Annotated in this window: 19 protein-coding genes and 1 pseudogene; 17 read left to right on the top strand and 3 right to left on the bottom strand. The window is 65.8% G+C overall.

The window, feature by feature from the left end; translation table 11 throughout:
* Positions 1–248: 248 nt before the first annotated feature.
* Both ACK8CO_RS13515 and ACK8CO_RS13510 read right to left on the bottom strand, forming a co-directional pair.
* On the bottom strand, positions 249–1,502 hold the full coding sequence (locus tag ACK8CO_RS13515; protein WP_080617371.1) for an acetate/propionate family kinase: 1,254 nt from the start codon (positions 1,500–1,502) through the stop codon (positions 249–251).
* A 114-nt stretch (positions 1,503–1,616) separates the two neighbouring features.
* Complete coding sequence (locus ACK8CO_RS13510; RefSeq protein ID WP_080617372.1) at positions 1,617–2,528, bottom strand: permease; 912 nt, start codon at positions 2,526–2,528, stop codon at positions 1,617–1,619.
* A 593-nt stretch (positions 2,529–3,121) separates the two neighbouring features.
* On the opposite strand from ACK8CO_RS13510, the gene ACK8CO_RS13505 reads away from it, so the two are divergent.
* The 17 genes and pseudogenes from ACK8CO_RS13505 to ACK8CO_RS13425 all read left to right on the top strand — a co-directional run bounded on the left by ACK8CO_RS13505 (position 3,122) and on the right by ACK8CO_RS13425 (position 19,653).
* Complete coding sequence (locus ACK8CO_RS13505) at positions 3,122–3,844, top strand: DJ-1/PfpI family protein (protein ID WP_414896949.1); 723 nt, start codon at positions 3,122–3,124, stop codon at positions 3,842–3,844.
* A gap of 63 nt (positions 3,845–3,907) precedes the next feature.
* Positions 3,908–6,445 carry a glycyl radical protein gene (locus ACK8CO_RS13500; protein WP_080617374.1) on the top strand — a complete coding sequence of 846 codons (2,538 nt, stop codon included), beginning with the start codon at positions 3,908–3,910 and terminating at the stop codon, positions 6,443–6,445.
* A 145-nt stretch (positions 6,446–6,590) separates the two neighbouring features.
* The gene (locus ACK8CO_RS13495) at positions 6,591–7,709 is read left to right on the top strand and encodes an iron-containing alcohol dehydrogenase (RefSeq protein ID WP_414896948.1); all 1,119 of its coding nucleotides are present in this window, start codon (positions 6,591–6,593) and stop codon (positions 7,707–7,709) included.
* 87 nt (positions 7,710–7,796) lie between these two features.
* Positions 7,797–8,087: a propanediol utilization microcompartment protein PduA gene (gene pduA, locus ACK8CO_RS13490; RefSeq protein ID WP_080617376.1), complete on the top strand. Its 291-nt coding sequence runs from the start codon at positions 7,797–7,799 to the stop codon at positions 8,085–8,087.
* A gap of 29 nt (positions 8,088–8,116) precedes the next feature.
* The gene (gene pduB / locus ACK8CO_RS13485; protein WP_080617377.1) at positions 8,117–8,935 is read left to right on the top strand and encodes a propanediol utilization microcompartment protein PduB; all 819 of its coding nucleotides are present in this window, start codon (positions 8,117–8,119) and stop codon (positions 8,933–8,935) included.
* A gap of 21 nt (positions 8,936–8,956) precedes the next feature.
* Positions 8,957–9,223, top strand: a pseudogene (locus tag ACK8CO_RS13480) (BMC domain-containing protein); the annotation flags it as partial.
* Between the two features lie 632 nt (positions 9,224–9,855).
* Positions 9,856–10,530 (top strand): phosphate propanoyltransferase, encoded by a 675-nt coding sequence (locus ACK8CO_RS13475; RefSeq protein ID WP_080617378.1) that lies wholly within the window; start codon positions 9,856–9,858, stop codon positions 10,528–10,530.
* A 38-nt stretch (positions 10,531–10,568) separates the two neighbouring features.
* Positions 10,569–11,408 carry an ethanolamine utilization protein EutJ gene (eutJ, locus tag ACK8CO_RS13470; RefSeq protein ID WP_414896947.1) on the top strand — a complete coding sequence of 280 codons (840 nt, stop codon included), beginning with the start codon at positions 10,569–10,571 and terminating at the stop codon, positions 11,406–11,408.
* Complete coding sequence (locus ACK8CO_RS13465) at positions 11,408–12,199, top strand: hypothetical protein (RefSeq protein ID WP_080617380.1); 792 nt, start codon at positions 11,408–11,410, stop codon at positions 12,197–12,199. Before eutJ ends, ACK8CO_RS13465 begins: the two co-directional genes overlap by 1 nt.
* 10 nt (positions 12,200–12,209) lie before the next feature.
* On the top strand, positions 12,210–12,476 hold the full coding sequence (locus ACK8CO_RS13460) for a EutN/CcmL family microcompartment protein (RefSeq protein ID WP_080617381.1): 267 nt from the start codon (positions 12,210–12,212) through the stop codon (positions 12,474–12,476).
* Between the two features lie 16 nt (positions 12,477–12,492).
* Entirely contained in the window at positions 12,493–13,014 is a 522-nt protein-coding gene (locus ACK8CO_RS13455) for a heme-binding protein (protein ID WP_155774186.1), read from the top strand.
* Entirely contained in the window at positions 13,011–14,696 is a 1,686-nt protein-coding gene (locus tag ACK8CO_RS13450) for an aldehyde dehydrogenase family protein (RefSeq protein ID WP_414896946.1), read from the top strand. The genes ACK8CO_RS13455 and ACK8CO_RS13450 overlap by 4 nt, the downstream gene beginning before the upstream one ends.
* Before the next feature lie 92 nt (positions 14,697–14,788).
* Complete coding sequence (locus ACK8CO_RS13445; protein WP_231119143.1) at positions 14,789–15,052, top strand: BMC domain-containing protein; 264 nt, start codon at positions 14,789–14,791, stop codon at positions 15,050–15,052.
* Positions 15,053–15,098: 46 nt separating this feature from the next.
* Positions 15,099–16,016, top strand: coding sequence for a glycyl-radical enzyme activating protein (locus ACK8CO_RS13440; protein WP_080617385.1), 918 nt, complete (start codon positions 15,099–15,101; stop codon positions 16,014–16,016).
* A 44-nt stretch (positions 16,017–16,060) separates the two neighbouring features.
* Positions 16,061–17,206, top strand: coding sequence for a methionine adenosyltransferase (gene metK, locus ACK8CO_RS13435; protein ID WP_414896945.1), 1,146 nt, complete (start codon positions 16,061–16,063; stop codon positions 17,204–17,206).
* 107 nt (positions 17,207–17,313) lie between these two features.
* A complete protein-coding gene (locus ACK8CO_RS13430; RefSeq protein WP_080617387.1) occupies positions 17,314–18,555 on the top strand; it encodes a PocR ligand-binding domain-containing protein in 1,242 nt (413 codons plus the stop codon).
* Between the two features lie 12 nt (positions 18,556–18,567).
* On the top strand, positions 18,568–19,653 hold the full coding sequence (locus tag ACK8CO_RS13425; RefSeq protein ID WP_080617388.1) for a response regulator: 1,086 nt from the start codon (positions 18,568–18,570) through the stop codon (positions 19,651–19,653).
* A 639-nt stretch (positions 19,654–20,292) separates the two neighbouring features.
* Here the strand turns inward: ACK8CO_RS13425 and ACK8CO_RS13420 are convergent.
* Complete coding sequence (locus ACK8CO_RS13420) at positions 20,293–21,612, bottom strand: acetamidase/formamidase family protein (protein WP_414896944.1); 1,320 nt, start codon at positions 21,610–21,612, stop codon at positions 20,293–20,295.
* Positions 21,613–21,743: the final 131 nt, after the last annotated feature.

Raw genomic sequence — 21,743 nt, 5'->3', positions numbered from 1 at the left:
GCACCGGAATGCGGGCGCGCGCCGTCAGGCGGTGTGACGCGGCCTGCCAGGGCTGCACCCGGTGCCGTTTTTCGCTGCAGTCGGGGCGGCCGGCATCCTCGGCACCCGAGGTTCCATCCTCTGCCCCAGAAACAGCAGAAAGGCGGCCGAAGGCGCGGCCGCCGAGAGCCGCCGACGACCTGCCGGGCCCGCGGAAGACGCATCCCCCGCTGCTCCCCGACAGGCCGCCGGACGACGGCAGGGACGGCCTAGAGCGGCCGCGCCTGTTCATAGCCGCGCGCAGAGACGCCGCGCGGCGTTGTCAGCAGGTGATCGGGCGTCAGGCGCAGCGTGTCCATCGCGATCATCCGTTCCTCGTCGGTGGGCACGACCAGCGTCGCCACTGACGCGTCGGGAGCGCTGATATTCGGATACCCGTCGCGCGCCACCTCATTCGAGGCCTCGTCGATCCGAACCCCGAGGAAGCCGAGACCGGAACAGATCCGCGACCGGATCTCGGCACTGTTCTCGCCAATGCCCGCGGTGAAGACCAGGGCGTCGAGCCCGTCCATCGCGGCGGCATAGGCGCCGATGGTCTTCTTGATCTGATAGACGAAGATATCGACCGCCAGCGCGCAGCGCTCGTCGCCCTCGGCGGCGCGGCGGCTGACCTCGCGCATGTCGTTGCTGACACCCGAGACGCCGAGCAGGCCGCTCTTGTGATAGCAGAGCTTCTCGACCTCATCGATCGACATGCCGAGCTGCTTGACCAGGTGGAAGACCACGGCCGGGTCGAAATCGCCCGCGCGGGTCCCCATCGGCACACCGCAGAAGGTGCCGAAACCGATCGAGGTATCGACCGACTTGCCGCCCTTGACCGCGTTCAGCGTGACGCCGTTGCCGAGATGGCAGACCACCATCTTCATGTCCTTGATCGGCCAGTTCAGCAGGTCGGCTGCGGCCTGGCTGACATAGCGGCAGGACGTGCCGTGAAAACCGTACCGGCGGACACCGTGCTTGGCGTAAAGATCGTAGGGCAGCGCGAAGACATGGGCCTCGGGAGGCACGGTCTGGTGGAAGGCGGTGTCGAAGACGACGATATTGGGAACGCCCGGGAACAGACGCCGGGCCTCTTCGATCCCGGCGATGTTGCAGGGGTTGTGCAGCGGCGCGAAGCCGATGCAGGCGCGCAGTTGCGCCATCACGTTGTCATCGACCACGACCGAGTCGACGAAGACGTCGCCGCCATGCACCGCGCGGTGGCCGATGGCCGTGATCGCGGCAGGGCTGTCGATGACGCCGAATTCGGGGTTCATCAGGTTCTCGACCATGAGCCGGAAGCCTGCCTGGTGGTCGGGAATCGGCTGCACGACAGACTCCCGTCGGCCGCGGGCGTGGTGGTCGGATGTAGAGCAGTCCTCGCCGATCCGGGCAATCAGACCCTTCGCGACGACTTCGGACAGATCTGTCGAGTAAAGCTGATACTTCAGGCTGGAGCTGCCGCAGTTGATGGTCAGGATCATCTGGCCGTCCTTTCTTTTAAAACAGCGAGGACGGGCGGCGCGACGAGGGGGGAGTTTGGGAGGAGGGATGTCGCGCCGCCCGTTCGGGGTGCAGGGTGTCGGCCTGCCCCCGGATCACACCGGCATTGGGAGGAGAGCCCAGAAACCGATGGATGTCAGTACGTTGAAGACAAGCGTCATGGCTGCGATCGTGCAGGCCGGCGGGTCGATATGGGTATCGCCGCGATCGAGGAAGATCCGGGCGAAGAACTCGCCGACGAAGGCGCAGACCAGACCCGCGATACCGGCCCAGATGATGCTGCCCGACGCGACACCGACGATGGCGGCCGGCAGCGCGATGTGGTGGGTGACGGGAGTCAGCACGCCCACGGTCAGGAACAGCAGGCTCGCCGCCGCGATACCGAAGGCCAGAAGCGCACCCGCCATGCCGTAGGTGATGCCCAGCCAGCCGCCCAGAAGCCCGACGCCGACGCCGATCATGGCGATCTGGCCGAAGGAGCTCTGGAACACCAGCCATTTGGTGGCATCGGTCGGATGGAAGAAGCGCTCGCCTTCCGGCGTCTTGCCGCACAGCCCGCAGGTGCCCCAGATGAAGCGCACGATGAAGGCCGAGATCACGACGCTCATGCCGGGATAGTCGGTCCAGGGCAGGCCCGGGCCCACATCGGGCACCATCGCGACGCCCCAGCAGATCACGTAGCCGACGATCCCGAAGATGCCGCCGACCAGCAGCACGTCGGGACTGTTCAGCCCCATGCCCGCCGTCACGATGTTGCGGCCGCTGTCAAGCTTGCCCTTCGAGGCCGCATAGGCCGCGGCGGCGACGCCCGAGGCGAAGCCGCCCACATGCGGACCGAAGACGCCGAACGGGATCCCGAAGAAGTCGGTGGCCGCTGGCGCGACGGCCAACTGGATCGCAACGCCCGCGATCGTCAGGATGCCCACGAAGGCGAAGGCCGGCAATGCGCCGATCGCCGCCCCGAAAATGCCGCCCCCGAAGGCGACCAGTAAACCGAGTGCAGTCATTTGTTCCTCCTTGCAACGCAACCGACATCGCTCACCCGAAATCCAGGACGTGGATTTGCGCGCTCACTTCGATTCCGCTTTCAAGATCTCATGTCGATTCTTTCGGTTTCCATTCGCTCCGCAACCGCTGCCGGATTTCAAAAACAAAAATAACCACATCCGGAAAAAGATTAGCTTCCCGGGTCGGAAATTTTCATCCCTCGATATCGGAATATCGAAACGAAACCCGAATTTGGGCGCGTCGTCGTAAATAATGGTGAGCGAATTTACCCAAACGGTCAACGCGGGGAACTTGGCTTCCGCAGGTGATTTCTTGCCAGAGTCGGGAAAGGCCGGAAAACCTGCCCCTCGAAGGAGCCAAAATCGTCCAGAACCGCCCCATAAATCTTTTTTTATATATGTTTTTCAGACACTTGAAAGGAGAACTCGATTCGCCCCCGAAACCGCAGGAGCCCCACACCACACGCCCCTTGAGGGCTTTACCGGGGTTATCTTGACCTCCCCATGACAAGATTTTACCCGCCCGGGTAATTTCCTGTCATCGCTCCGATTTGCGCCGCGCACCGCCCTCCTGCGCCAAACCCCTTGTTTTCATGACCGATACGCCGGATTTTGCACCCTCCGGCAAGTTATTACCCGTCATTGTCAAACCCTTCGCGTTGTCCCGGACCCCGACCAACACCTATTCTCCATTCAACGACGCGGCTCATCGCGAAGGAAATGGAATGTTCGGTTCCTCGAAAAACAAAGTCCTCATGATCGTCGGCGATTATTCCGAAGATTATGAAGTGATGGTTCCCTTCCAGGCGCTGGAGATGGCAGGCATCGCGGTCGACGCGGTCTGCCCCGGCAAATGCAAGGGCGACACCATCCGGACCGCGATCCACGATTTCGAGGGCGACCAGACCTATAGCGAGAAGCCCGGTCACCTGTTTCGTCTGACCGCCGCCTTCGGACTGATCGACCCGGACAGCTATCACGGGCTCTATCTCCCCGGCGGCCGCGCCTGCGAATATCTGCGGCTCGACGACGAAGTGCTGACCCTGGTCCGCAGCTTCATGAAGAACGACCGGCCCGTCGCCGCGATCTGCCACGGGCCGCAGATCCTTGCAGCCGCGGGCGTGCTCGCCGGCCGCACCCTGACGGCCTACCCGGCCGTCGCCCCCGAGATCCGCGCTGTCGGTGGCACCTATGTCGCCGTTGCGCCGGAAGACACCGTAACCGACGGAAATCTCGCGACATCTCCGGCCTGGCCCGGTCACCCGGGGCTCATGCGCGCCTTCCTGCGTCGCATCGCACCCGATGTCGTGAACTGAACGAACCTATCGGCGCCGGCGGGCCGCAATGGCTCGGCGGGGCATAACAGCCTGGAGGATACCATGATTGAGAAGGGCTTTACGAAACCGACGGACCGCGTATTGCGGCTGAAGAAGCAGATCATCAACGCGAAGCCTTACGTCGAGTCCGAGCGTGCTGTTCTTGCGACCGAAGCCTACAAGGCAACCGAAGGGCTGCCGGCGATCCTGCGGCGCGCCAAGGTTGCCGAGAAGATCTTCAACGAGCTTCCGGTCACCATCCGCGAAGACGAGCTGATCGTCGGCGCGATCACCAAGAACCCGCGTTCGACCGAAATCTGCCCCGAATTCTCGTTCGAATGGGTGGAAGCCGAGTTCGACACGATGGCCACCCGGATGGCCGACCCCTTCGAGATCCCGAAGGAAACCGCAGCCGAGCTGCATGAGGCCTTCAAGTACTGGCCGGGCAAGACCACCCAGGCGCTTGCGGCCTCGTACATGTCGAAGAAGACCCATGACTGCATGAACAATGGCGTCTTCACCGTCGGCAACTACTACTTCGGCGGCGTCGGCCACGTCTGCGTGGACTATGGCAAGATCCTCAAGATCGGCTTCCGCGGTGTCATCGAGCAGGCGATCAAGTCGATCGAGGCGCTCGACGAGAAAGATCCGGAATTCATCAAGAAGAAACAGTTCTACAACGCGACCGTGATCGCCTACAACGCCGCGATCAACTTCGCCCATCGCTATGCCGCGAAGGCCGAGGAACTGGCGGCGAAGGAATCGAACCCGGCCCGCAAGGCGGAACTGGAACAGATCGCCAAGAACTGCCGTCGCGTGCCTGAAAACCCGGCCTCGACCTTCTGGGAAGCCTGCCAGACGATGTGGTTCATCCAGTGCATGCTGCAGATCGAATCCTCGGGCCACTCGATTTCGCCCGGCCGGTTCGACCAGTACATGAACCCCTACTTCCTGGCCGACAAGTCGATCAGCAAGGAGTTCGCCCAGGAACTGGTCGACTGCATCTGGATCAAGCTGAACGACGTCAACAAGACCCGCGACGAAGTTTCGGCCCAGGCCTTTGCCGGTTACGCCGTGTTCCAGAACCTCTGCGTCGGTGGTCAGACCGAAGACGGTCTCGATGCCACCAACGAGATGTCCTACATGTGCATGGAAGCCACCGCGCATGTGAAGCTGCCGCAGCCGTCCTTCTCGATCCGCGTCTGGCAGGGTACTCCTGACGAGTTCCTGTTCCGTGCGGCAGAGGTCGTGCGTCTCGGGCTCGGGGTTCCGGCCGTCTACAACGACGAGGTGATCATCCCCGCGCTGCAGAACCGCGGTGTCTCGCTGGCCCATGCCCGCGACTACGGCATCGTCGGCTGCGTCGAACCGCAGGCGATCCACCGCACCGAAGGCTGGCACGACGCGGCGTTCTTCAACGTGGCCAAGGTTCTGGAAATCACCATGAACAACGGCCGCGCGGGCGACACGCAGCTGGGTCCGAAAACCGGCGAGATGACCGAGTGGAAATCGCTCGACGACTTCTACGTCGCGTTCAAGACGCAGATGGCCTTCTTCGTCAAACACCTTGCCGAAGCCGACAACTGCGTCGACATCGCCCATGCCGAACGGGCTCCGCTGCCCTTCCTCTCGGCCATGGTCGATGACTGCCTCGGCCGCGGCAAGTCGGTCCAGGAAGGTGGCGCGATCTACAACTTCACCGGCCCGCAGGCCTTCGGCGTCGCGGATAGCGGCGACTCGGTCTACGCGATGAAGAAGTTCGTCTTCGACGAGAAGAAAGTGTCGATGGCCGACCTCAAGCAAGCCATGGATGCGAACTTCGGTGTCGCGCTCGGCTCGACCGCTCCGTCGGCCACCGGCAAGGGGCCGTCCGAGGAAGAAGTCTACGCCGCGGTGCGCAAGGTCCTCTCGACCAACAGCTCGGTCGATGTGGCCACGCTGAAGGACGAGGTCTACCGGACCCTCGCCACCAACAGCGCTCCGACGTCGGACTCGTCGAAGTATGAAAGCATCCGGCGCCTGATGGACTCGGCCGAGTGCTTCGGCAACGACATCGACGATGTCGACCTGATCGCCCGGAAATGCGCCCGGATCTACTGCCTCGAGGTGGAGAAATACACCAACCCGCGTGGCGGCCAGTTCCAGGCCGGGATCTACCCGGTGTCCGCGAACGTGCTCTTCGGCAAGGACGTGGGCGCGCTGCCCGACGGCCGTCTCGCCAAGCAGCCGCTTTCGGACGGTGTGTCGCCGCGGCAGGGCAAGGACTCGAAGGGCCCGACCGCCGCTGCCAACTCGGTGGCCAAGCTGGACCACTTCATCGCGTCGAACGGCACCCTCTACAACCAGAAGTTCCTGCCTTCGGCGCTGGCCGGTGACCAGGGTCTGCAGAACTTCGCTTCGCTGGTGCGGTCGTACTTCGATCACAAGGGCATGCATGTGCAGTTCAACGTGATCGACCGTGCAACCCTGCTGGACGCGCAGAAACATCCGGAAGCCCACAATGACCTCGTGGTCCGCGTGGCCGGGTACAGCGCCCAGTTCGTCGTCCTCGCGAAAGAGGTGCAGGACGACATCATCAGCCGGACGGAACAAACGTTCTGATCCAGAGACAGGTCGGTCCCCGCAGCGCAGCACGCGGGGGCCGGCCGGGCAGAGACACGGGCGGGCTCCCCTGACATCCAACCGCCCGTGTCCGCCGCCCTCACGATCTGACGACCCGACGACCCGCGAAGAACAGGTGACCCGAATGACCCGCTACACGAGTTTCCAAACCAGGACCGAGATCGTCTTCGGCCCCGGACTGCTGGACCGCCTGCACGCCTATCGCGGCCGGAAGGTCGGCATCGTGACCGACGCTTTCCTGGCGCAGTCCGGCGCCCTCGACCGGGTCCGCAAGGCGCTGCCCGACTGCCAGATCAGGGTCTTTGACGAGGTTGTCCCCGACACCCCCATCGACGCTGTTTCCGCCGGAGCTCGCCATCTGGGCAATTTCGGCCCCGAAGTCATCATCGCGCTCGGCGGCGGCTCGCCGATCGACGGCGCGAAAGCCATCCTTGCCATCGTCCGCGAGATGCATCCCGATCGCTACATCCCCTTCGTCGCAATCCCGACGACCAGCGGCACCGGGTCCGAAGTGACGACCTTCGCCGTGATCTCGGATCCGGCCAACGGACGCAAATTCCCGCTGATCTCGGAAGAGCTGGTGCCCGACGTGGCGCTGCTCGACCCCGAATTCGTGCGCACCGCGCCGCCCAAGGTGACCGCCGATACCGGCATGGACGTCATCACCCACGCGCTCGAGGCCGTGGTCGCCCGAGGCGCCAACTACTTTACCGACGCCTTCGCCGACAAGGCGCTGAGCCTCGCCTTCGCCTACCTGCCCCGCGCCTATGCCGATGGCAATGACATGGAAGCGCGCGACGCGATGCACCAGGCGTCCTGCCTGGCGGGCTTCGCCTTCGCCGCGGCGGGACTTGGCGTCAACCACAGCCTCGCCCATGCGCTGGGCGGCAAGCTGCACGTGGTCCATGGCCGCACCAACTCGGTGCTTCTGCCCGTGGTCATCCCGTGGAACGCGGCAGAGCCGAAGGCCGCCGCCGCCTATGCCCGGATCGCCCGGCTGATCGGCCTCGACGCCCCCGACACCCCTGCCGGAGTGGCCGCGCTGATCGCCAAGATCCGTGAGTTCAACACCCTGTTCGGCATCCCCGCAACGATCCCCGAGATCGGTGCCGACAAGGAGGAATACCGTCGCGTCAGCTCTGACGTCGCGGCGGCTGCGCTGGCCGATGCCTGCACGACCAGCAACCCACGCAAACCGTCCCAGGCAGATCTGGAAGATCTGCTGGCGCAGGTCGGCGGTTAGAGGACGAGGGAGGATGCAGCAGAGCAAGAAGCGCGAAGACCCCAAGTCTAACTTCATCAACGCAAGATCGTGAGCAAGGAGAGAGCGATGCAACAGGAAGCACTGGGAATGGTCGAAACCAAAGGTCTGGTCGGCGCCATCGAGGCGGCGGATGCCATGGTCAAATCGGCCAACGTGACGATGATCGGCTACGAGAAAATCGGCTCGGGCCTCGTCACCGTGATGGTGCGTGGCGATGTCGGCGCGGTCAAGGCCGCTACCGATGCGGGCGCCGTGGCGGCTGGCAAGGTCGGCACCGTGGCCTCTGTCCACGTCATCCCGCGGCCGCATACCGAGGTGGAACGCATTCTGCCCCATCCCGCCCCGGTCGCCGAGTAACCCCTGACTGAAGACTAGGAGGATCGGTCATGAAAGACGATCTCGTCGAACAACTCATGGGGGAAGTGATCCGGAAAATGGGGGGGAGCGACAGCTCCTCCTCCTCCGCCCCCCAACCCGAAGCGAAGGCAGCCCCGGCAAAGGCGCCCAAGGCCTGCCAGCTGACCGAATTCGTCGGCACCGCGATCGGCGACACCATCGGCGTGGTCATCGCCAATGTCGATCCGGCCCTGCACGAAGCGATGAAGATCGACAAGAAATACCGCTCGATCGGCATCGTTGGCGCACGGACCGGAGCCGGTCCCCATATCTTCGCGGCCGATGAGGCGGTGAAGGCGACCAACAGCGAAGTGCTGGTGATCGAACTGCCGCGCGACACCAAGGGCGGCGGCGGCCACGGCTCGCTGGTCATCTTCGGCGCCGCGGATGTCTCGGACGCCCGTCGGGCGGTCGAGGTCATGCTGGGCGAACTGGACCGGACCTTCGGCGATGTCTACGGCAACGACGCGGGCCACCTGGAGTTCCAGTACACCGCCCGTGCCAGCTACGCCCTGAACAAGGCCTTCGGCGCGCCGGTCGGCCAGGCTTTCGGCATCACCGTGGGGGCGCCTGCCGCCATCGGCGTGCTGATGGCCGATACCGCCGCCAAGGCGGCCACGGTCGAGACCGTCGGCTATGCCTCGCCCGGCAATGGCGGGACCAGCTACTCGAACGAGGCCATCTACATGTTCAGCGGCGATTCCGGTGCGGTGCGCCAGGCGATCCATGCTGCCCGCGATGTCGGCAAGCAGCTTCTGGGCGCCATGGACCCGGCTCCGCTCGAGTCGACCACCACGCCGTACATCTGAGCCTGAAAGAGGATGACCGTCATGACCGAGAAAAGCCTTGGATTGATCGAAACCATCGGCCTGGCTGCTGCCGTGGAAGCCGCCGATGCTGCGGTGAAATCGGCAAATGTCCAGCTGGTGGGCTACGAGCTGACCAATGGCGATGGCATGACGGTCGTCAAGCTTCGCGGAGAAGTGGGCGCCATCAAGGCCGCGGTTGCGGCCGGCGCCGTGGCGGCCGAGCGGGTCAACCGCGTCGTGTCGACCCAGGTTATCGCGCGCCCGGCGCGGGACGTGTCCTTGCTGGTGGACAGTCCTGCAACGGTGGGTGCGCTGCCGCCGACGGATCCGGACCCGGATCCGAAAGGCGGCCTGGCTGCAGCTTCCGAGCCCGCGACCGAAGCCGGACCGTCCCCTGCCGAAGCGGCTCCGCCCGCTCCGGCGGAGGTCGACACGGCCGAGGCCGAACAAGACGCGGAAACGGATGCGGCGGCCGCGTCGGACGCCACTGGGACTCTGGCGTCCGACGACACCCCCACCCCCGACACCCCCCCGGCGGAGACCCCGGCCGAGGCAGCACCCGCTGCCGAGGACCAGGCGGCTCCGGAGGCCGGGACGGACACACCGACCGAGACAAGCTCCGAGCCCGCTCCCGAAGCCGGGCCCGAAGCCGCGCCCTCGGAGACAGCCGCTGACACCTCCGACGAGGCGGCGGCGGCCGGCGGGACGGCGAATGCCGGGCGGCGGAACCGCCGGCGTTCCAGCCCGGCCAGGAAGCCCGGACGCTCCGGGAAGTGATGTGAACCGCCCCGGCGCAGCGCGCGGGGCAAGAACCGGAAGCGGCCAGGAGCCGGACGCCCGATGCGGCCGGGACCGAAGCCCCCGAGGCCACCGCGGAGAGACGCGGCAAGGGGGCGGGTCGAGAGGAACAGGACAGGACGATGCTGGAAACTGGTAACATGATTGATCGGATCGTCTCCGAGGTGCTGGCGCAAGGGCGTGCGGCAGCGCGGGGCACGACCGGAACCGACGCGGGATCCGACCCCGCGCTGGTTCCGGTCGGCGTCTCGAACCGGCATATCCACCTGTCGCGCCAGGACATGGATGCGCTGTTCGGCCCCGGCGTCATGCTGACCCGCAAGAAGGCGATGAAGCAGCCCGGCCAGTATGCCGCCGAGGAAACCGTGATCCTGCGCGGGCCCAAGGGCGAGATCGGCAAGGTCCGGGTTCTCGGGCCGCTGCGCAAGGACACCCAGGTCGAGGTCTCGACCGCCGACGGCTTCGCGCTGGGCGTCCGCCCGCCGCTCCGGATGTCGGGCAAGCTCAACGACACCCCCGGCCTCGAGATCGTCGGCCCGCATGGCTCGGTGCGCAAGAGCGCGGGCGTGATCGTCGCGATGCGCCACATCCACATGCTGCCCGAAACCGCCGCCCGGCTGGGCCTCGCCAATGGCGACGAGGTCAGCGTGCTGGTCGAGGGACCGCGCGGCGGGATCATGCATCACGTCGCGATCCGCGCGGCCGAGGCCTCGGCGACCGAGATGCATATCGACGTCGAGGAAGCGAACGCCTTCGGGCTGAAGAACGACGATATCGTGCGGATCCTCCGGGACTGACCGCAGGGACGACGACGCGAGGAAACGGGACCAGAACGATGAGCACCGACAGGACATTGCGCGATTTTGCCGAGCTGATCCGCTCGGGCGACGTGCTGCCCGCGGATCGCCGCGCGCCGGGCCCGCTGAAGATCGGCGTCGATCTCGGCACCGCAAATCTGGTGCTGGCCGTGCTCGACGCGGCCAACCGCCCCGTCGCCGGGACCACCTTCCGCTCGACGGTGGTCCGCGACGGCATCGTCGTCGACTATATCGGCGCGGTCCGTGCCGTCCGCGAGATGAAGGCCGAGCTTGAAGCGCGCCTTGGCGAGCCCCTGATCCGGGCCGCCGCCGCGATCCCGCCCGGCATCCATCCGGGCAGCACCAAGGCCATCGGCAATGTCGTCGAGGCGGCCGATTTCGAGCTGGCCGAGATCGTCGACGAACCTGCCGCCGCGGCCCGGTTCCTCGGCATCGCCGACGGCGCCGTTGTCGATGTCGGCGGCGGCACCACCGGCATCAGCGTGCTGAAGGATGGCGAGGTCCTGGCTTCCTTCGACGAGGCGACCGGCGGCACCCATATGACGCTGGTCCTGGCCGGGGCGCGCGGCGTCAGCTTCGAGGAGGCCGAGGCCGAGAAGCTGGACCCCGCCGCCGAACGCGATGTCTTCGCCGTCATCCGCCCCGTGGCCGACAAGATGGCCAGCATCGTCGCCCGCTTCCTCGAGGCCTATCCCGATCTGGACGCCGTCCATGTCGTCGGCGGCGCCTGCACCTTCAGCGAGTTCGAGCAGGTCTTCGCCAAGGAGACCGGCCGCCGGATCGTCAAGCCGGCCGAGCCGCTCCTGGTGACCCCGCTGGGGATCGCGATGTTCCCGCAAGCGACAGGAGAGAAATGATGGACCGCGCCGCGCTCGATACCCTGCTCGACCGGGCCCTGCTGGACCTGCTGTCGGACCGCATCGTGGCCCGTCTGAAGGCCCGCGAGCGCTCGGCGCTGCTGCTGGTCTCGGGCACCGATCTGGGCCTCGACGCGGCGATCCGGTCGCTGTCGCCGCTGAATGCCGCGGGCTGGTCCTTCGAGATCCGCCGCAGCCCCGACGCCGCCGGGCTTCTGACCCCGGAACGGCTGCGCCTGCTGGGCGGCGCGCAGGCGATCCCGCCGATGGCGGCGCCCGGCGAAACCGATATCGACGGCGTCCTGGGACGCCATGGCCTCGTGGTGGTGCCCGCGCTCAGCGTGGCGCTGGCAGCGCGGGCCTCGCTCGGCATGGCCGAGGACGAGGTCTCGGCGCTTCTGACCGGCGCGCTCGAACGCGGCCGCCGCGTGGTGGCGGCCCGTGACGGCGTCTGCCCCGCCAGCCGCGACCGCAAGGCGCGCGGTCTGACCGGAAATGCCGCCTATCGCGAAATGCTGGCCGGACATCTGGTCCGCCTGCAGAGCTATGGGGTCGAGTTTGCCTGGGCCGCGAAGCTGGGCGATGCCATCGCGTCCCCGCGGCCGGGCGACCGGGGGCCGGGCCCGGGCCGGAGGACCGCGACACCCTCCGTGCCCGGGTCGCGGGTCTTCGGCTGGAGCGAGGCCAAGACGTTCGACAGCGCCGAACTGACGCTCGACGCCGATGTCCTGATCACGCCGCTGGCGGCGGAAGAGTTGCGGGCCCGGCAGGTCCGCGTCGTGAGAGTGTAGGAGAAGGCCGATGCATCTGGGACGCGTTATCGGGACCGTGGTCTCGACCAGCAAGGATCCGAGCCTCACCGGCTCCAAGCTTCTGATCGTGGCGCGGCTGACCCCGCAACTGGAACCGACCGGTTTCACCGAGATCGCCGTCGACACGGTCGGCGCGGGCTGGGGCGAGACGGTGATCGTCGCCAAGGGCAGCGGCGCGCGGATGGCGGGTTCGCTGGGCAAGTCGGTCTCGGATGCCTCGATCGTCGGCATTGTCGACACCGTCGAGACCCATTGAGGAGGCGCATGCGATGATGAGCCCGAACGAAACCCAACTGATCGAGCGGCTGGTGACGGCTGCGCTGGAACGGCGCGGGGTCTCCCCTGCCCCGGCGGCGGATCTGACCCTCGCCGAAGCCGAGGCCATTGCCGCCCGGGCCCGGGCCGCGTCGGTGGCGATGGGCGTGCCGGTGGTGATCTCGGTGGCCGATGCAAGCGGGGCCCAGATCCTGTTTCACCGGATGGAGGGCAGCCTGCCCGCCAGCGCCGCGCTGGCCCCCGGCAAGGCCTGGACGGCCGCGGCCTTCCGCATGGGCACCGACGAGCTTGGCCGGATGGCGCAACCGGGCGGCATGCTGTTCGGCGTCGAAAGCACCCATGACGGCCGCGTCGTGACCTTCGGCGGCGGGATGCCGGTTCGGCGCGGCGACAGGGTCGTCGGAGCGGTCGGCATCAGCGGCGGCACCGTCGACGAGGACATGGCCATCGCGCGCCAGTCCCTGACCGGAATTTCGGACGAATTGGGGCAGAGCCCCGAAGAAGGAGCGGAAAGATGAACGACAAGGATATCAGCAACGCCGTGGCCCAGGTCCTGAGCGGCTATGGCAGCACGGCGGCCGACAGCGCTGCGGACGCTCCGCCGCCGGCCAAGCCGAAAAGCGGTCAGCCCATGTCCGACCTCGTGGCTCAGATCCTGACCGATCTGGGATCGTCTCCGGCAGCCGCGACGACCGATGGCGCCGGTTACGTGCCGGGCTCGAAACGCTGCTGCTGGTCGAAGTCGCCCGTCGACGACCCCATCGACGACATCGTCAACGATCTCGTCGTCAAGGCGCTCGGCGACAAGCAACCCTGCGGTGTCTGCCCGCATTCGGGCAGCTCGGCCGATGTCGCGGTCTCGGATGAAGAGGCGACCACGCTGGGCGACGGCGTCTTCGCGACCATGGACGAGGCGATCGAGGCCGCCGAGCTGGCGCAGCGCCAGTTCCTGTTCTGCTCGATGGCCGCCCGCAAGCGCTTCACCGACGGCATCCGCGAGGTGATCCTGTCGAACGGCACGCTCGAGCGGATCTCGCATATGGCCGCCGAGGAAACCGGGATGGGCAATGCCGCCCACAAGATCATCAAGAACCGGCTGGCCTGCGAGAAGACCCCGGGCATCGAGGATCTGACCACCGATGCGGTCAGCGGCGATGACGGCCTGACGCTGGTCGAATACTCGCCCTATGGCGTGGTCGGTGCGATCACCCCCACCACCAACCCGACCGAGACCGTCATCTGCAACTCGATCGGCATGCTGGCGGCCGGCAACTCGGCGGTGTTCAGCGTCCACCCGCGCGCGACCAAGGTCTCGCTGCTGACGATCAAGCTGATCAACCGCAAGCTCGCGACGCTCGGCGCGCCCGCGAACCTGGTGGTGACGGTGCAGACGCCCTCGATCGACAACACCAACGCGATGATGGCCCATCCCAAGGTGCGGATGCTGGTCGCGACCGGCGGCCCGGGCATCGTCAAGACCGTGATGTCGACCGGCAAGAAGGCGATCGGCGCGGGCGCGGGCAACCCGCCGGTGGTGGTCGACGAGACCGCCGATATCGAGAAGGCCGCCCGCGACATCGTCAACGGCTGCAGCTTCGACAACAACCTGCCCTGCATCGCCGAGAAGGAAGTGATCGCGGTCAACCAGATCGCCGATTTCCTGATCTCGGAAATGCAGAAATGCGGTGCCTACCTGATCAAGGACCCGGCGGTCATCAAGCAGCTTGAGGGCGTTGTCATCAACGAGAAGGGCGGGCCGAAAACCTCCTGCGTCGGCAAGAGCGCGGCGCACCTGCTGGGCCTGATCGGCATCACCGTGGGCGACGACGTCAAGATCATCCTGACCGAAGCCGACAAGGATCATGTCTTCGTCCAGGAAGAGCTGATGATGCCGATCCTGCCGCTGGTGCGTGCACCCAGCGTCGACGATGCCATCGATCTGGCGGTCGAGCTGGAACACGGAAACCGGCACACGGCGATGATGCACTCGACCAACGTGCGCAAGCTGACCAAGATGGCCAAGCTCATCCAGACCACGATCTTCGTCAAGAACGGCCCGTCCTATGCGGGGCTGGCCGTCGGCGGCGAAGGCTACACGACCTTCACCATCGCAGGCCCGACCGGCGAAGGGCTGACCTCGCCCAAGTCGTTCGCACGCAAGCGCAAATGCGTGATGGTCGAGGCGCTGAACGTCCGCTGAGCGCGGAGTTCGGCACCAGGTGAAAAGAAGAGATCAGGGGAAACGGGACCATGCACATGATGAGGATCATCAACGCGCCGCAAGAGAATATCATGGATATGCTCACGAGGCGCATTGCTCCGCATACCCGCAAGTGGATCGAGGCCAATCCGATCTCGGCGATCGGCTTTGTCCAGACCTCCGTCCCTGATCTCTTCTACTACGCCGACCTGGCCGGAAAGACGGCCAATGTCTACACGGTCGAGCTGTTCGGCTCCTGCCCGCAGACCACCACCACTCTGGCGGTGCTGGGCGAGACCTCGGCCGTGCGGATGGCGATGGCGGCAATCGAGGCGGCACAAAGCCCCGCCTTCTGACCTGCACCGATGAACAGGTCTCAAGATACACGGAAGGAACCACCAGATGACCGACATCGACTATTCCTGCGAAGGCACGGTCTTCGACATTCAACGCTATTCGATCCATGACGGCCCGGGGCTCCGCACCATCGTCTTTCTGAAGGGTTGCCCGCTGCGCTGCCGCTGGTGCTCGAACCCCGAAAGCCAGAATCCCGAACCCGAACTCTTCTTCCGTGCCTCGAGCTGCATCAAATGCGGCCAATGCGTGCCGGTCTGCCCGACCCAGGCGCTGGCACCGACCAATCCGGGCTTTGTCGACCGCTCGAAATGCATCGAATGCGGCACCTGCACGACCGTCTGCCCGACCCAGGCCCTCAGCATGTCCGGCAAGAAGATGAGCGTGACCCAGGTGATGCAGGAACTGCGCAAGGACGCGATCCATTACCGGCGCTCGGGCGGCGGCGTGACGCTGTCCGGCGGCGAGCCGCTGTTCCAGCATGAATTCGCCAAGCAACTGCTGATGGCCTGCCATGAACAGGGCTGGAACACCGCGATGGAGACGACGGGCTACACCACGCGGGAGATCGTGCGCGACGTGATCCCCCATGTCGACCATGTGCTGCTCGACATGAAGTCGATCGACCCCGACACGCATGTCGCCAATACCGGCGTCGACAACCGCATCATCCTGGAAAACGCGCTCTGCATCTCGTCGCTGACCCATACCGTGGTGCGGATCCCGGTGGTGCCCGGCGTCAATGACAGCATCGAGGCCGCCGAGGCGGTCGCCCGCTTCGCCAAGCTGATGCCGGGCGTCGATACCGTCCACCTGCTGCCCTACCACACCTATGGCGAGAACAAGTATTCGCTGCTCGGCCGCTCCTATCCGATGGGCGACACCCCTAACATGAAACCCGAAACGGTCACGCCGCTGGTCGAGGCAATCCAATCCTTCGGACTGACCTGCGTGGTCGGGGGCTGACCCCGACCGCACCGGACACCCCGCATTGGAAGGAGGCGAAGGCCATGACAACCTGCACAAGCTCTGAGTCGGTCACCGAAGGCCATCCGGACAAGGTCTGCGACCAGATCTCGGACGCCATCCTCGATGCCTATGTCGCGAAGGACCCGATGGCGCGTGTCGCCGCCGAGGTCCTGGCCTCGGGCAACACGCTGCATATCGCGGGCGAGATCACCTCGACCGCGCATGTCGACGTGCCCGCCCTGGCCCGCGGCGTGCTGCGCCGGATCGGCTATACCGATCCCGCGCTGGGTTTCGATGCCGAGGGCTGCTTCATCCTGACCGACCTGCATGAACAATCGCCCGACATCGCCATGGGCGTGTCGCGCGATGCCGAGATCGGCGCTGGCGATCAGGGCATCTTCTACGGCTTTGCCTGCGACGAGACGCCGACGCTGATGCCCGCCACGATCCATTACGCCCACCGGCTGACCGAAAGGCTGGCAGCGGTGCGCCATTCCGGAAGGCTGCCCTGGCTGCGCCCCGACGGCAAGGCGCAGGTCACCTTCGAGACCGGCGCCGACGGCCGGCCCGCCGTGCTGCGCAGTCTCGTCCTTTCGGCCCAGCACGACCCCGAGATCGACCGCGAGGAGATGCTGCGCGGCCTGATCGGAGAGGTGATCGCACCGGTGATGGGTCATTGGCTGCGCGCCGATACACGGGTGCTGATCAACCCGACCGGGCGCTTCGTGCTGGGCGGCCCCGCCGCCGATACCGGGCTGACCGGCCGCAAGCTGATGGTCGACACCTATGGCGGCATCGGCCGCCATGGCGGCGGCGCCTTCTCGGGCAAGGATTCGACAAAGGTCGACCGCACGGCTGCCTATATGTGCCGCTACATCGCGAAAAATATCGTTGCTGCAGAAATCGCACAAAGTTGTGAAGTCTCGCTCGCATTTGCGATAGGTCAGTTACTTCCCGAGATGGTCGGGATTACCTTACCTTCTGGGTGCGAGGTGGATACCGGAAAGCTTGAAGAAGCGGTCCGGTCGGTCTTTCCGCTTTCCGTGGCGGGCATGATCGACATCTTGCAGCTTCGTCGGCCGATCTTCGAGAAGACGGCGGCATACGGGCATTTCGGGCGGGACACAGAGGGGTTCCCATGGGAGCAGACGGATCGTGCGGACGCCTTGCAGAAGGCTTTCAACTGACGTCCGAAGTCGATCAGAAATCATACATTAAAAATGCCTCTTTCCCTCTCGGCGGTTCCAGGACCGCCGAGGAGAAAGCCGCCCGCCACCAGCGCCTTGTCGATCTGATGAACATCGACACTCTGCAAAAGGTGCAGGACAATTTCAGCGCGGCGGTGGGCGTCGCCATGGTGATCGTCGATCCCGATGGCGAGCCGGTCACGAAGCCAAGCGGCTTCAGTTCCTTCTGCGACACAATCCGGCACCATCCGAAATGGCGCGAGCGCTGCTATCACTGCGACGCGGTGGGTGGCCGCACCGCGCTCTCGACCGGCGATCCCTCAATCTACAAATGCCATGCGGGCCTTGTCGACTTCGCTGCGCCGATCATCATGCGGGGCGAGTATCTGGGCGCGGTGATCTGCGGCCAGGTCAAGATGCGGCCCGGCGAGATGGCGCCCGATCTCATCGATCTCTCGGGGCTGTTCCCGGTCGAGGCGTCCTGGCGCGAGGATCCGCGCCTGATGGCGCTGTATCATGACATCGGCGAGATTTCCTACGGGCGGCTGCGCTCGGCGGCCTATTCGCTGTTCTACATCGCCTCGCATATCGTCGAGCAAAGCTATTCCAACAGCGTCACCCAGGAGCTTTACGCCAAGAACCTGCGGCTGATGGAGGAATCCAAGCGCGGCGCCGAACTGGAACGCCTGCTCCGCGAGGCGGAACTGCAGGCCCTGTCCTATCAGGTGAACCCGCATTTCCTGTTCAACGTCCTCAATACCATCGGCCGGCTCGCGCTGATCGAGGATGCCGAGCAGACCGAAAGCACGGTGCATGCCTTCGCCGACATGATGCGCTACATTCTCAAGAAAAGCGGGACCCAGTTCCTGCCGCTCGCCTCCGAGATGGACCATGTCAGGAACTATCTGTTCCTGCTGCGCCTGCGTCTGGGCGACCGCTTCAGCTTCACGATCGACCTCCCCGAGCAGCTGGCCGAAGTGTCCTGCCCGTTCATGGTGCTGCAACCCATCGTCGAGAATTGCATCAACTATGCCATCGAACCGCGCGAAAGCGGCGGTCTGGTGGAAATCAGCGCCTATCGCGACGGTCAGGACGTGATCGTCGACATCATCGACAATGGCGAGGGCATCACGGCCGAACGCCGGATCGCGGTGCTGGCCGGGACAGCCGACCGGGGCGGCCGCAAGAGCATCGGCCTGCACAATGTCGACAGCCGCCTCCGGCATTATTTCGGCGATGGCCACGGCCTGGAAATCGTCAGCCCGTTCCGCGACGGGCGCGGCACCCTGGTGCGGCTGCGGCTGCCGACCGGCTTCGACGAGGCCACGGCCCGGGCGCGGCAGGAGTAAGGAACCGATCCCATGTTCGATATCGCGATCATCGAAGACGAGGAGCTGGAGCGCCGCGCGCTGCGCAGCATCCTCGAGAAGAACCTCGAGAATGGCCGGATCGTGGGCGAGGCTCGCAACGGCACCGAGGCGATGGCCCTGATCGAGGCCCAGCATATCGACCTGGTTCTGGTCGACATCAAGATCCCGCGTCCGGACGGGCTCGAGATCATCCAGACCCTGCGCGATCGCGGCCTGCAGACCAAGGTCATCATTCTGACGGCCTATGACTATTTCGAGCTCATGCAGAGCGCGATTCACCTCAAGGCCGACAATTTCCTGCTCAAGCCGGTCCGTACCGCAGATCTGATCAAGGCCGTGCGCGAATGCCTCACCGAGCATGAACCTGTGGCCGCGCGCGCCGCCGACGCCTGGACCGTGACGGCCCCCGCGCCCGCGCCCGACTCGATCCGCGCCCCCGAGCCGCCTGTCGCCGACCGCATCGCGGCCCTCGTCGACCAGAGCGCCTATCGCGAATGCCTGGCGCTGGTGCGCCGCCATCTCGAAGCGATATACGCCCAGCGCGAGGCCTCGCCGCGCCGCGCCGTGCTGGAATTCCTGCGCATCATGCTGCAGATGGTCGAGCGGCGCGGGCTTGATCTGCCTGCCCCCCTCGCCCGTCAAGTCGACACGCTCGAAACACAGCGGCTCGACATGCACAGCCATTTCCAGGTGCAGGAGATCCTCTGCCAGATCACCGATGTGCTGTTCGAGGCCAACGAATCCGGCGGCGCCCATGCCTCGGGCCGGATCCAGGATGTGCTGAACTATATCGAACGAAACCTGCACAAGGGCGTGACGCTGGAGGATGCGGCTGATTTCGCGCAGATCAGCCCCTGCTATCTCAGCCGTCTGTTCCGCAAGGAGATGGACGTGACCTTCATCTCCTACCTCAAGACCCAGCGCATCGAGCGCGCCAAGCAGTTGCTCCAGGACAGCGACCTGCCGATCACGAACGTCTCTCTCGACTTGTCCTTCCAGGATGCCAACTATTTCGGCAAGGCGTTCAAGAAAGAAGTCGGCCTGTCCCCCTCCGAATATCGGCGCCGTTTCCGCTAGGATGCAGGCTGTGCAGGCCGGCCCGCGCCTCGGCACCGTCCGGCCAAGGGCGACAGCCGAGCCAGATGCACGGGTCAGAGCCGTCAGGCCTGCAATCCGCGCGGTTCAACCGCAACCGCCCCCGGGTGCCTGAAAATGCCTCCTGTCTCTCCTCCCGATGTCGGAACGAAGCTCTGACGACGCGCTGACAGCCAGGCTTCGCGATAGCACCACCGATACGCTCACCGGAAGCCCAAGCCGCCTTGCGGGGCCGCGAAGCTCGCGGTCGGGATCGGGACTCGGTGCCACGCGGAAAGCATGACCCCTGACAGGTCGCATGGCAGCCGGGGACACGTCCTGCAGCATGCTGGCCGGAACGGATAAAGAAACGAGATCGGGACTTTTGTCGAAAGCGGGTATGGCGCCGCGCCCGGAACGGCAACCGCGGCATCGCGTCGAAAGACACGCGCTTCCATTGGACAGGAGGGTGTTGAAACCCGGGGCCGGGCCGAGACAGCATCGGTGCTTCCCTACAAGGAACCTCGCCCCGGCAAAGATGCCGGATGCGGCGCGGGCGAGGCCGGGCCGGACAGGCCGGCCGCGGTAAGATGCCGGGCCCCGGAGCGCGCGATGAAGGGCCGCGCTCCGGGATGTCAGGGGTCAGATCCCGTACTGCTCGCGCGCATAGCCGCCAAGCCCGACCGCATCGAGCCGATCGAGCGGCGCGAGGAAGGTGACCTGGATCACCCCCGGCGCCCGTCCGATCTCGATGGCACCGTTGATCGTGGCACGGTTGCGGATCTCGGCCACGGAGAGGTCGAGAAGTTTCGCCGCGCGCTCCAGCCCGTTCTCGATGGCGATGTTCAGGTTGGCACCGGTGCCGATCACCGAAACCGGCGCGACCTCTTCCAGAGCATTGACATGCCAGCGCCGCGCCAGCCGCGCGCCCCGGGCCTTCTCGATATCGCTGAACGGACGCGCCATCGGCGGCAGGTCCTCGGCCAGCGGGAACAGCACCGGGCCATCGATGGGATAGTCCTTGACCACCTCGACCTGCAGCGTGACGCTGCCCGCCACATCCATGGTATGGCCCGCGATCTCGCCATCGCCCTGACCGGCATGCATGTCGCCCATGTAAAGCCCGCCGCCCCTGACCTTGACCGGGCAGACCAGGATCGCGCCGGGACGAACCGCGTCGATATCCATATGGCCGTCGGTCTTGTGCTGGGCGAGTTCCTCGGGGGTCAGCGCATAGGGATGCGGCGCGCCGACCAGGAAGGCGCCGAAATCGCCCGCGTTGTGGCTGTCGGGCATCGCCTTCGAGGGGCAGGTGCCAAGCTGGCCGAGGAAAGGCCGCATCCGGACCAGCGCGCCCGGCATGTCCGAGGGCGCATAGACCAGGATCGAATGCTGACGGCTGGCATCGGGCAGCGCCGCGTAATGGGGCGCGTCATGGGCGATGGTCTCGGCCGCGTCGCTCGGCAGGGTGACGCCGACACTGCGGGTGTCGTCGAAAGCGACGGTATAGCCATGCACGATCGAGAACGGGGTCACCGGATTGCCGCAGACATTGCAGCGCACAGCTTCCCCGCCGATGCCCTCGAGATGGGTCTCGGGCCAGAGCGCATCGCAAGTCGGGCAGCGCGCGGCAACATAGGGATCGCCGAGGCAGAACCCCTCGGGCGAGCTGTCATGGCCCGAGGCGGTCGCCAGCGAGGTCACGGTGACGTCGCGGATGCGGACCGCGAGGGCATCGCCCGGCTCGGCGCCCTCGACCGCGACCGGACGGGTGACCTCATGGCCGCCGCGCAGGCTGGGCGTGATCATCGGCCCCCAGCACCCGGGCGCGGTGTTGGCGATGATCGTCCCGCCATTCTCGACCGGCCCCAGCATCGGCGCATCGGGGTCGAGCACACTGTTCGTGAACCCGTTGATGACCACACTGCGGCACGCGCCGCCCGTTCTGCTTCCATCGGCCATTTCGGCGTCTCCTTACTGTTCGCCTGCCGATAGTTAGCAGCCGTGGCGAGGGTGTCTAGCCCGCCCTGGACACGCCGCCCGAAAGGGCCGGGATCGAAACCGGCCCCACCCCCAGCCCCGGCCATCCGCCG

The sequence above is a fragment of the Rhodovulum sp. HP10 genome (genome assembly GCF_047553435.1).
GTDB lineage: Bacteria > Pseudomonadota > Alphaproteobacteria > Rhodobacterales > Rhodobacteraceae > Rhodovulum.
Note: the sequence above shows the minus strand (reverse complement) of the source record. Positions and strands in the feature narration are given on the sequence as shown.

Bases quoted from the DNA above. Each gene is read 5' to 3' on its own strand.
- ACK8CO_RS13420 (WP_414896944.1), bottom strand. From the start codon at position 21,612: ATGGCCGATGGAAGCAGAACGGGCGGCGCGTGCCGCAGTGTGGTCATC.
- ACK8CO_RS13465 (WP_080617380.1), top strand. From the start codon at position 11,408: ATGGACCGCGCCGCGCTCGATACCCTGCTCGACCGGGCCCTGCTGGAC.
- ACK8CO_RS13445 (WP_231119143.1), top strand. From the start codon at position 14,789: ATGGATATGCTCACGAGGCGCATTGCTCCGCATACCCGCAAGTGGATC.
- ACK8CO_RS13460 (WP_080617381.1), top strand. From the start codon at position 12,210: ATGCATCTGGGACGCGTTATCGGGACCGTGGTCTCGACCAGCAAGGAT.
- metK (WP_414896945.1), top strand. From the start codon at position 16,061: ATGACAACCTGCACAAGCTCTGAGTCGGTCACCGAAGGCCATCCGGAC.
- ACK8CO_RS13515 (WP_080617371.1), bottom strand. From the start codon at position 1,502: ATGATCCTGACCATCAACTGCGGCAGCTCCAGCCTGAAGTATCAGCTT.
- ACK8CO_RS13430 (WP_080617387.1), top strand. From the start codon at position 17,314: ATGAACATCGACACTCTGCAAAAGGTGCAGGACAATTTCAGCGCGGCG.
- ACK8CO_RS13450 (WP_414896946.1), top strand. From the start codon at position 13,011: ATGAACGACAAGGATATCAGCAACGCCGTGGCCCAGGTCCTGAGCGGC.
- pduB (WP_080617377.1), top strand. From the start codon at position 8,117: ATGAAAGACGATCTCGTCGAACAACTCATGGGGGAAGTGATCCGGAAA.
- ACK8CO_RS13500 (WP_080617374.1), top strand. From the start codon at position 3,908: ATGATTGAGAAGGGCTTTACGAAACCGACGGACCGCGTATTGCGGCTG.
- ACK8CO_RS13455 (WP_155774186.1), top strand. From the start codon at position 12,493: ATGAGCCCGAACGAAACCCAACTGATCGAGCGGCTGGTGACGGCTGCG.
- ACK8CO_RS13510 (WP_080617372.1), bottom strand. From the start codon at position 2,528: ATGACTGCACTCGGTTTACTGGTCGCCTTCGGGGGCGGCATTTTCGGG.
- ACK8CO_RS13440 (WP_080617385.1), top strand. From the start codon at position 15,099: ATGACCGACATCGACTATTCCTGCGAAGGCACGGTCTTCGACATTCAA.
- ACK8CO_RS13425 (WP_080617388.1), top strand. From the start codon at position 18,568: ATGTTCGATATCGCGATCATCGAAGACGAGGAGCTGGAGCGCCGCGCG.
- pduA (WP_080617376.1), top strand. From the start codon at position 7,797: ATGCAACAGGAAGCACTGGGAATGGTCGAAACCAAAGGTCTGGTCGGC.
- ACK8CO_RS13495 (WP_414896948.1), top strand. From the start codon at position 6,591: ATGACCCGCTACACGAGTTTCCAAACCAGGACCGAGATCGTCTTCGGC.
- eutJ (WP_414896947.1), top strand. From the start codon at position 10,569: ATGAGCACCGACAGGACATTGCGCGATTTTGCCGAGCTGATCCGCTCG.
- ACK8CO_RS13475 (WP_080617378.1), top strand. From the start codon at position 9,856: ATGCTGGAAACTGGTAACATGATTGATCGGATCGTCTCCGAGGTGCTG.
- ACK8CO_RS13505 (WP_414896949.1), top strand. From the start codon at position 3,122: ATGACCGATACGCCGGATTTTGCACCCTCCGGCAAGTTATTACCCGTC.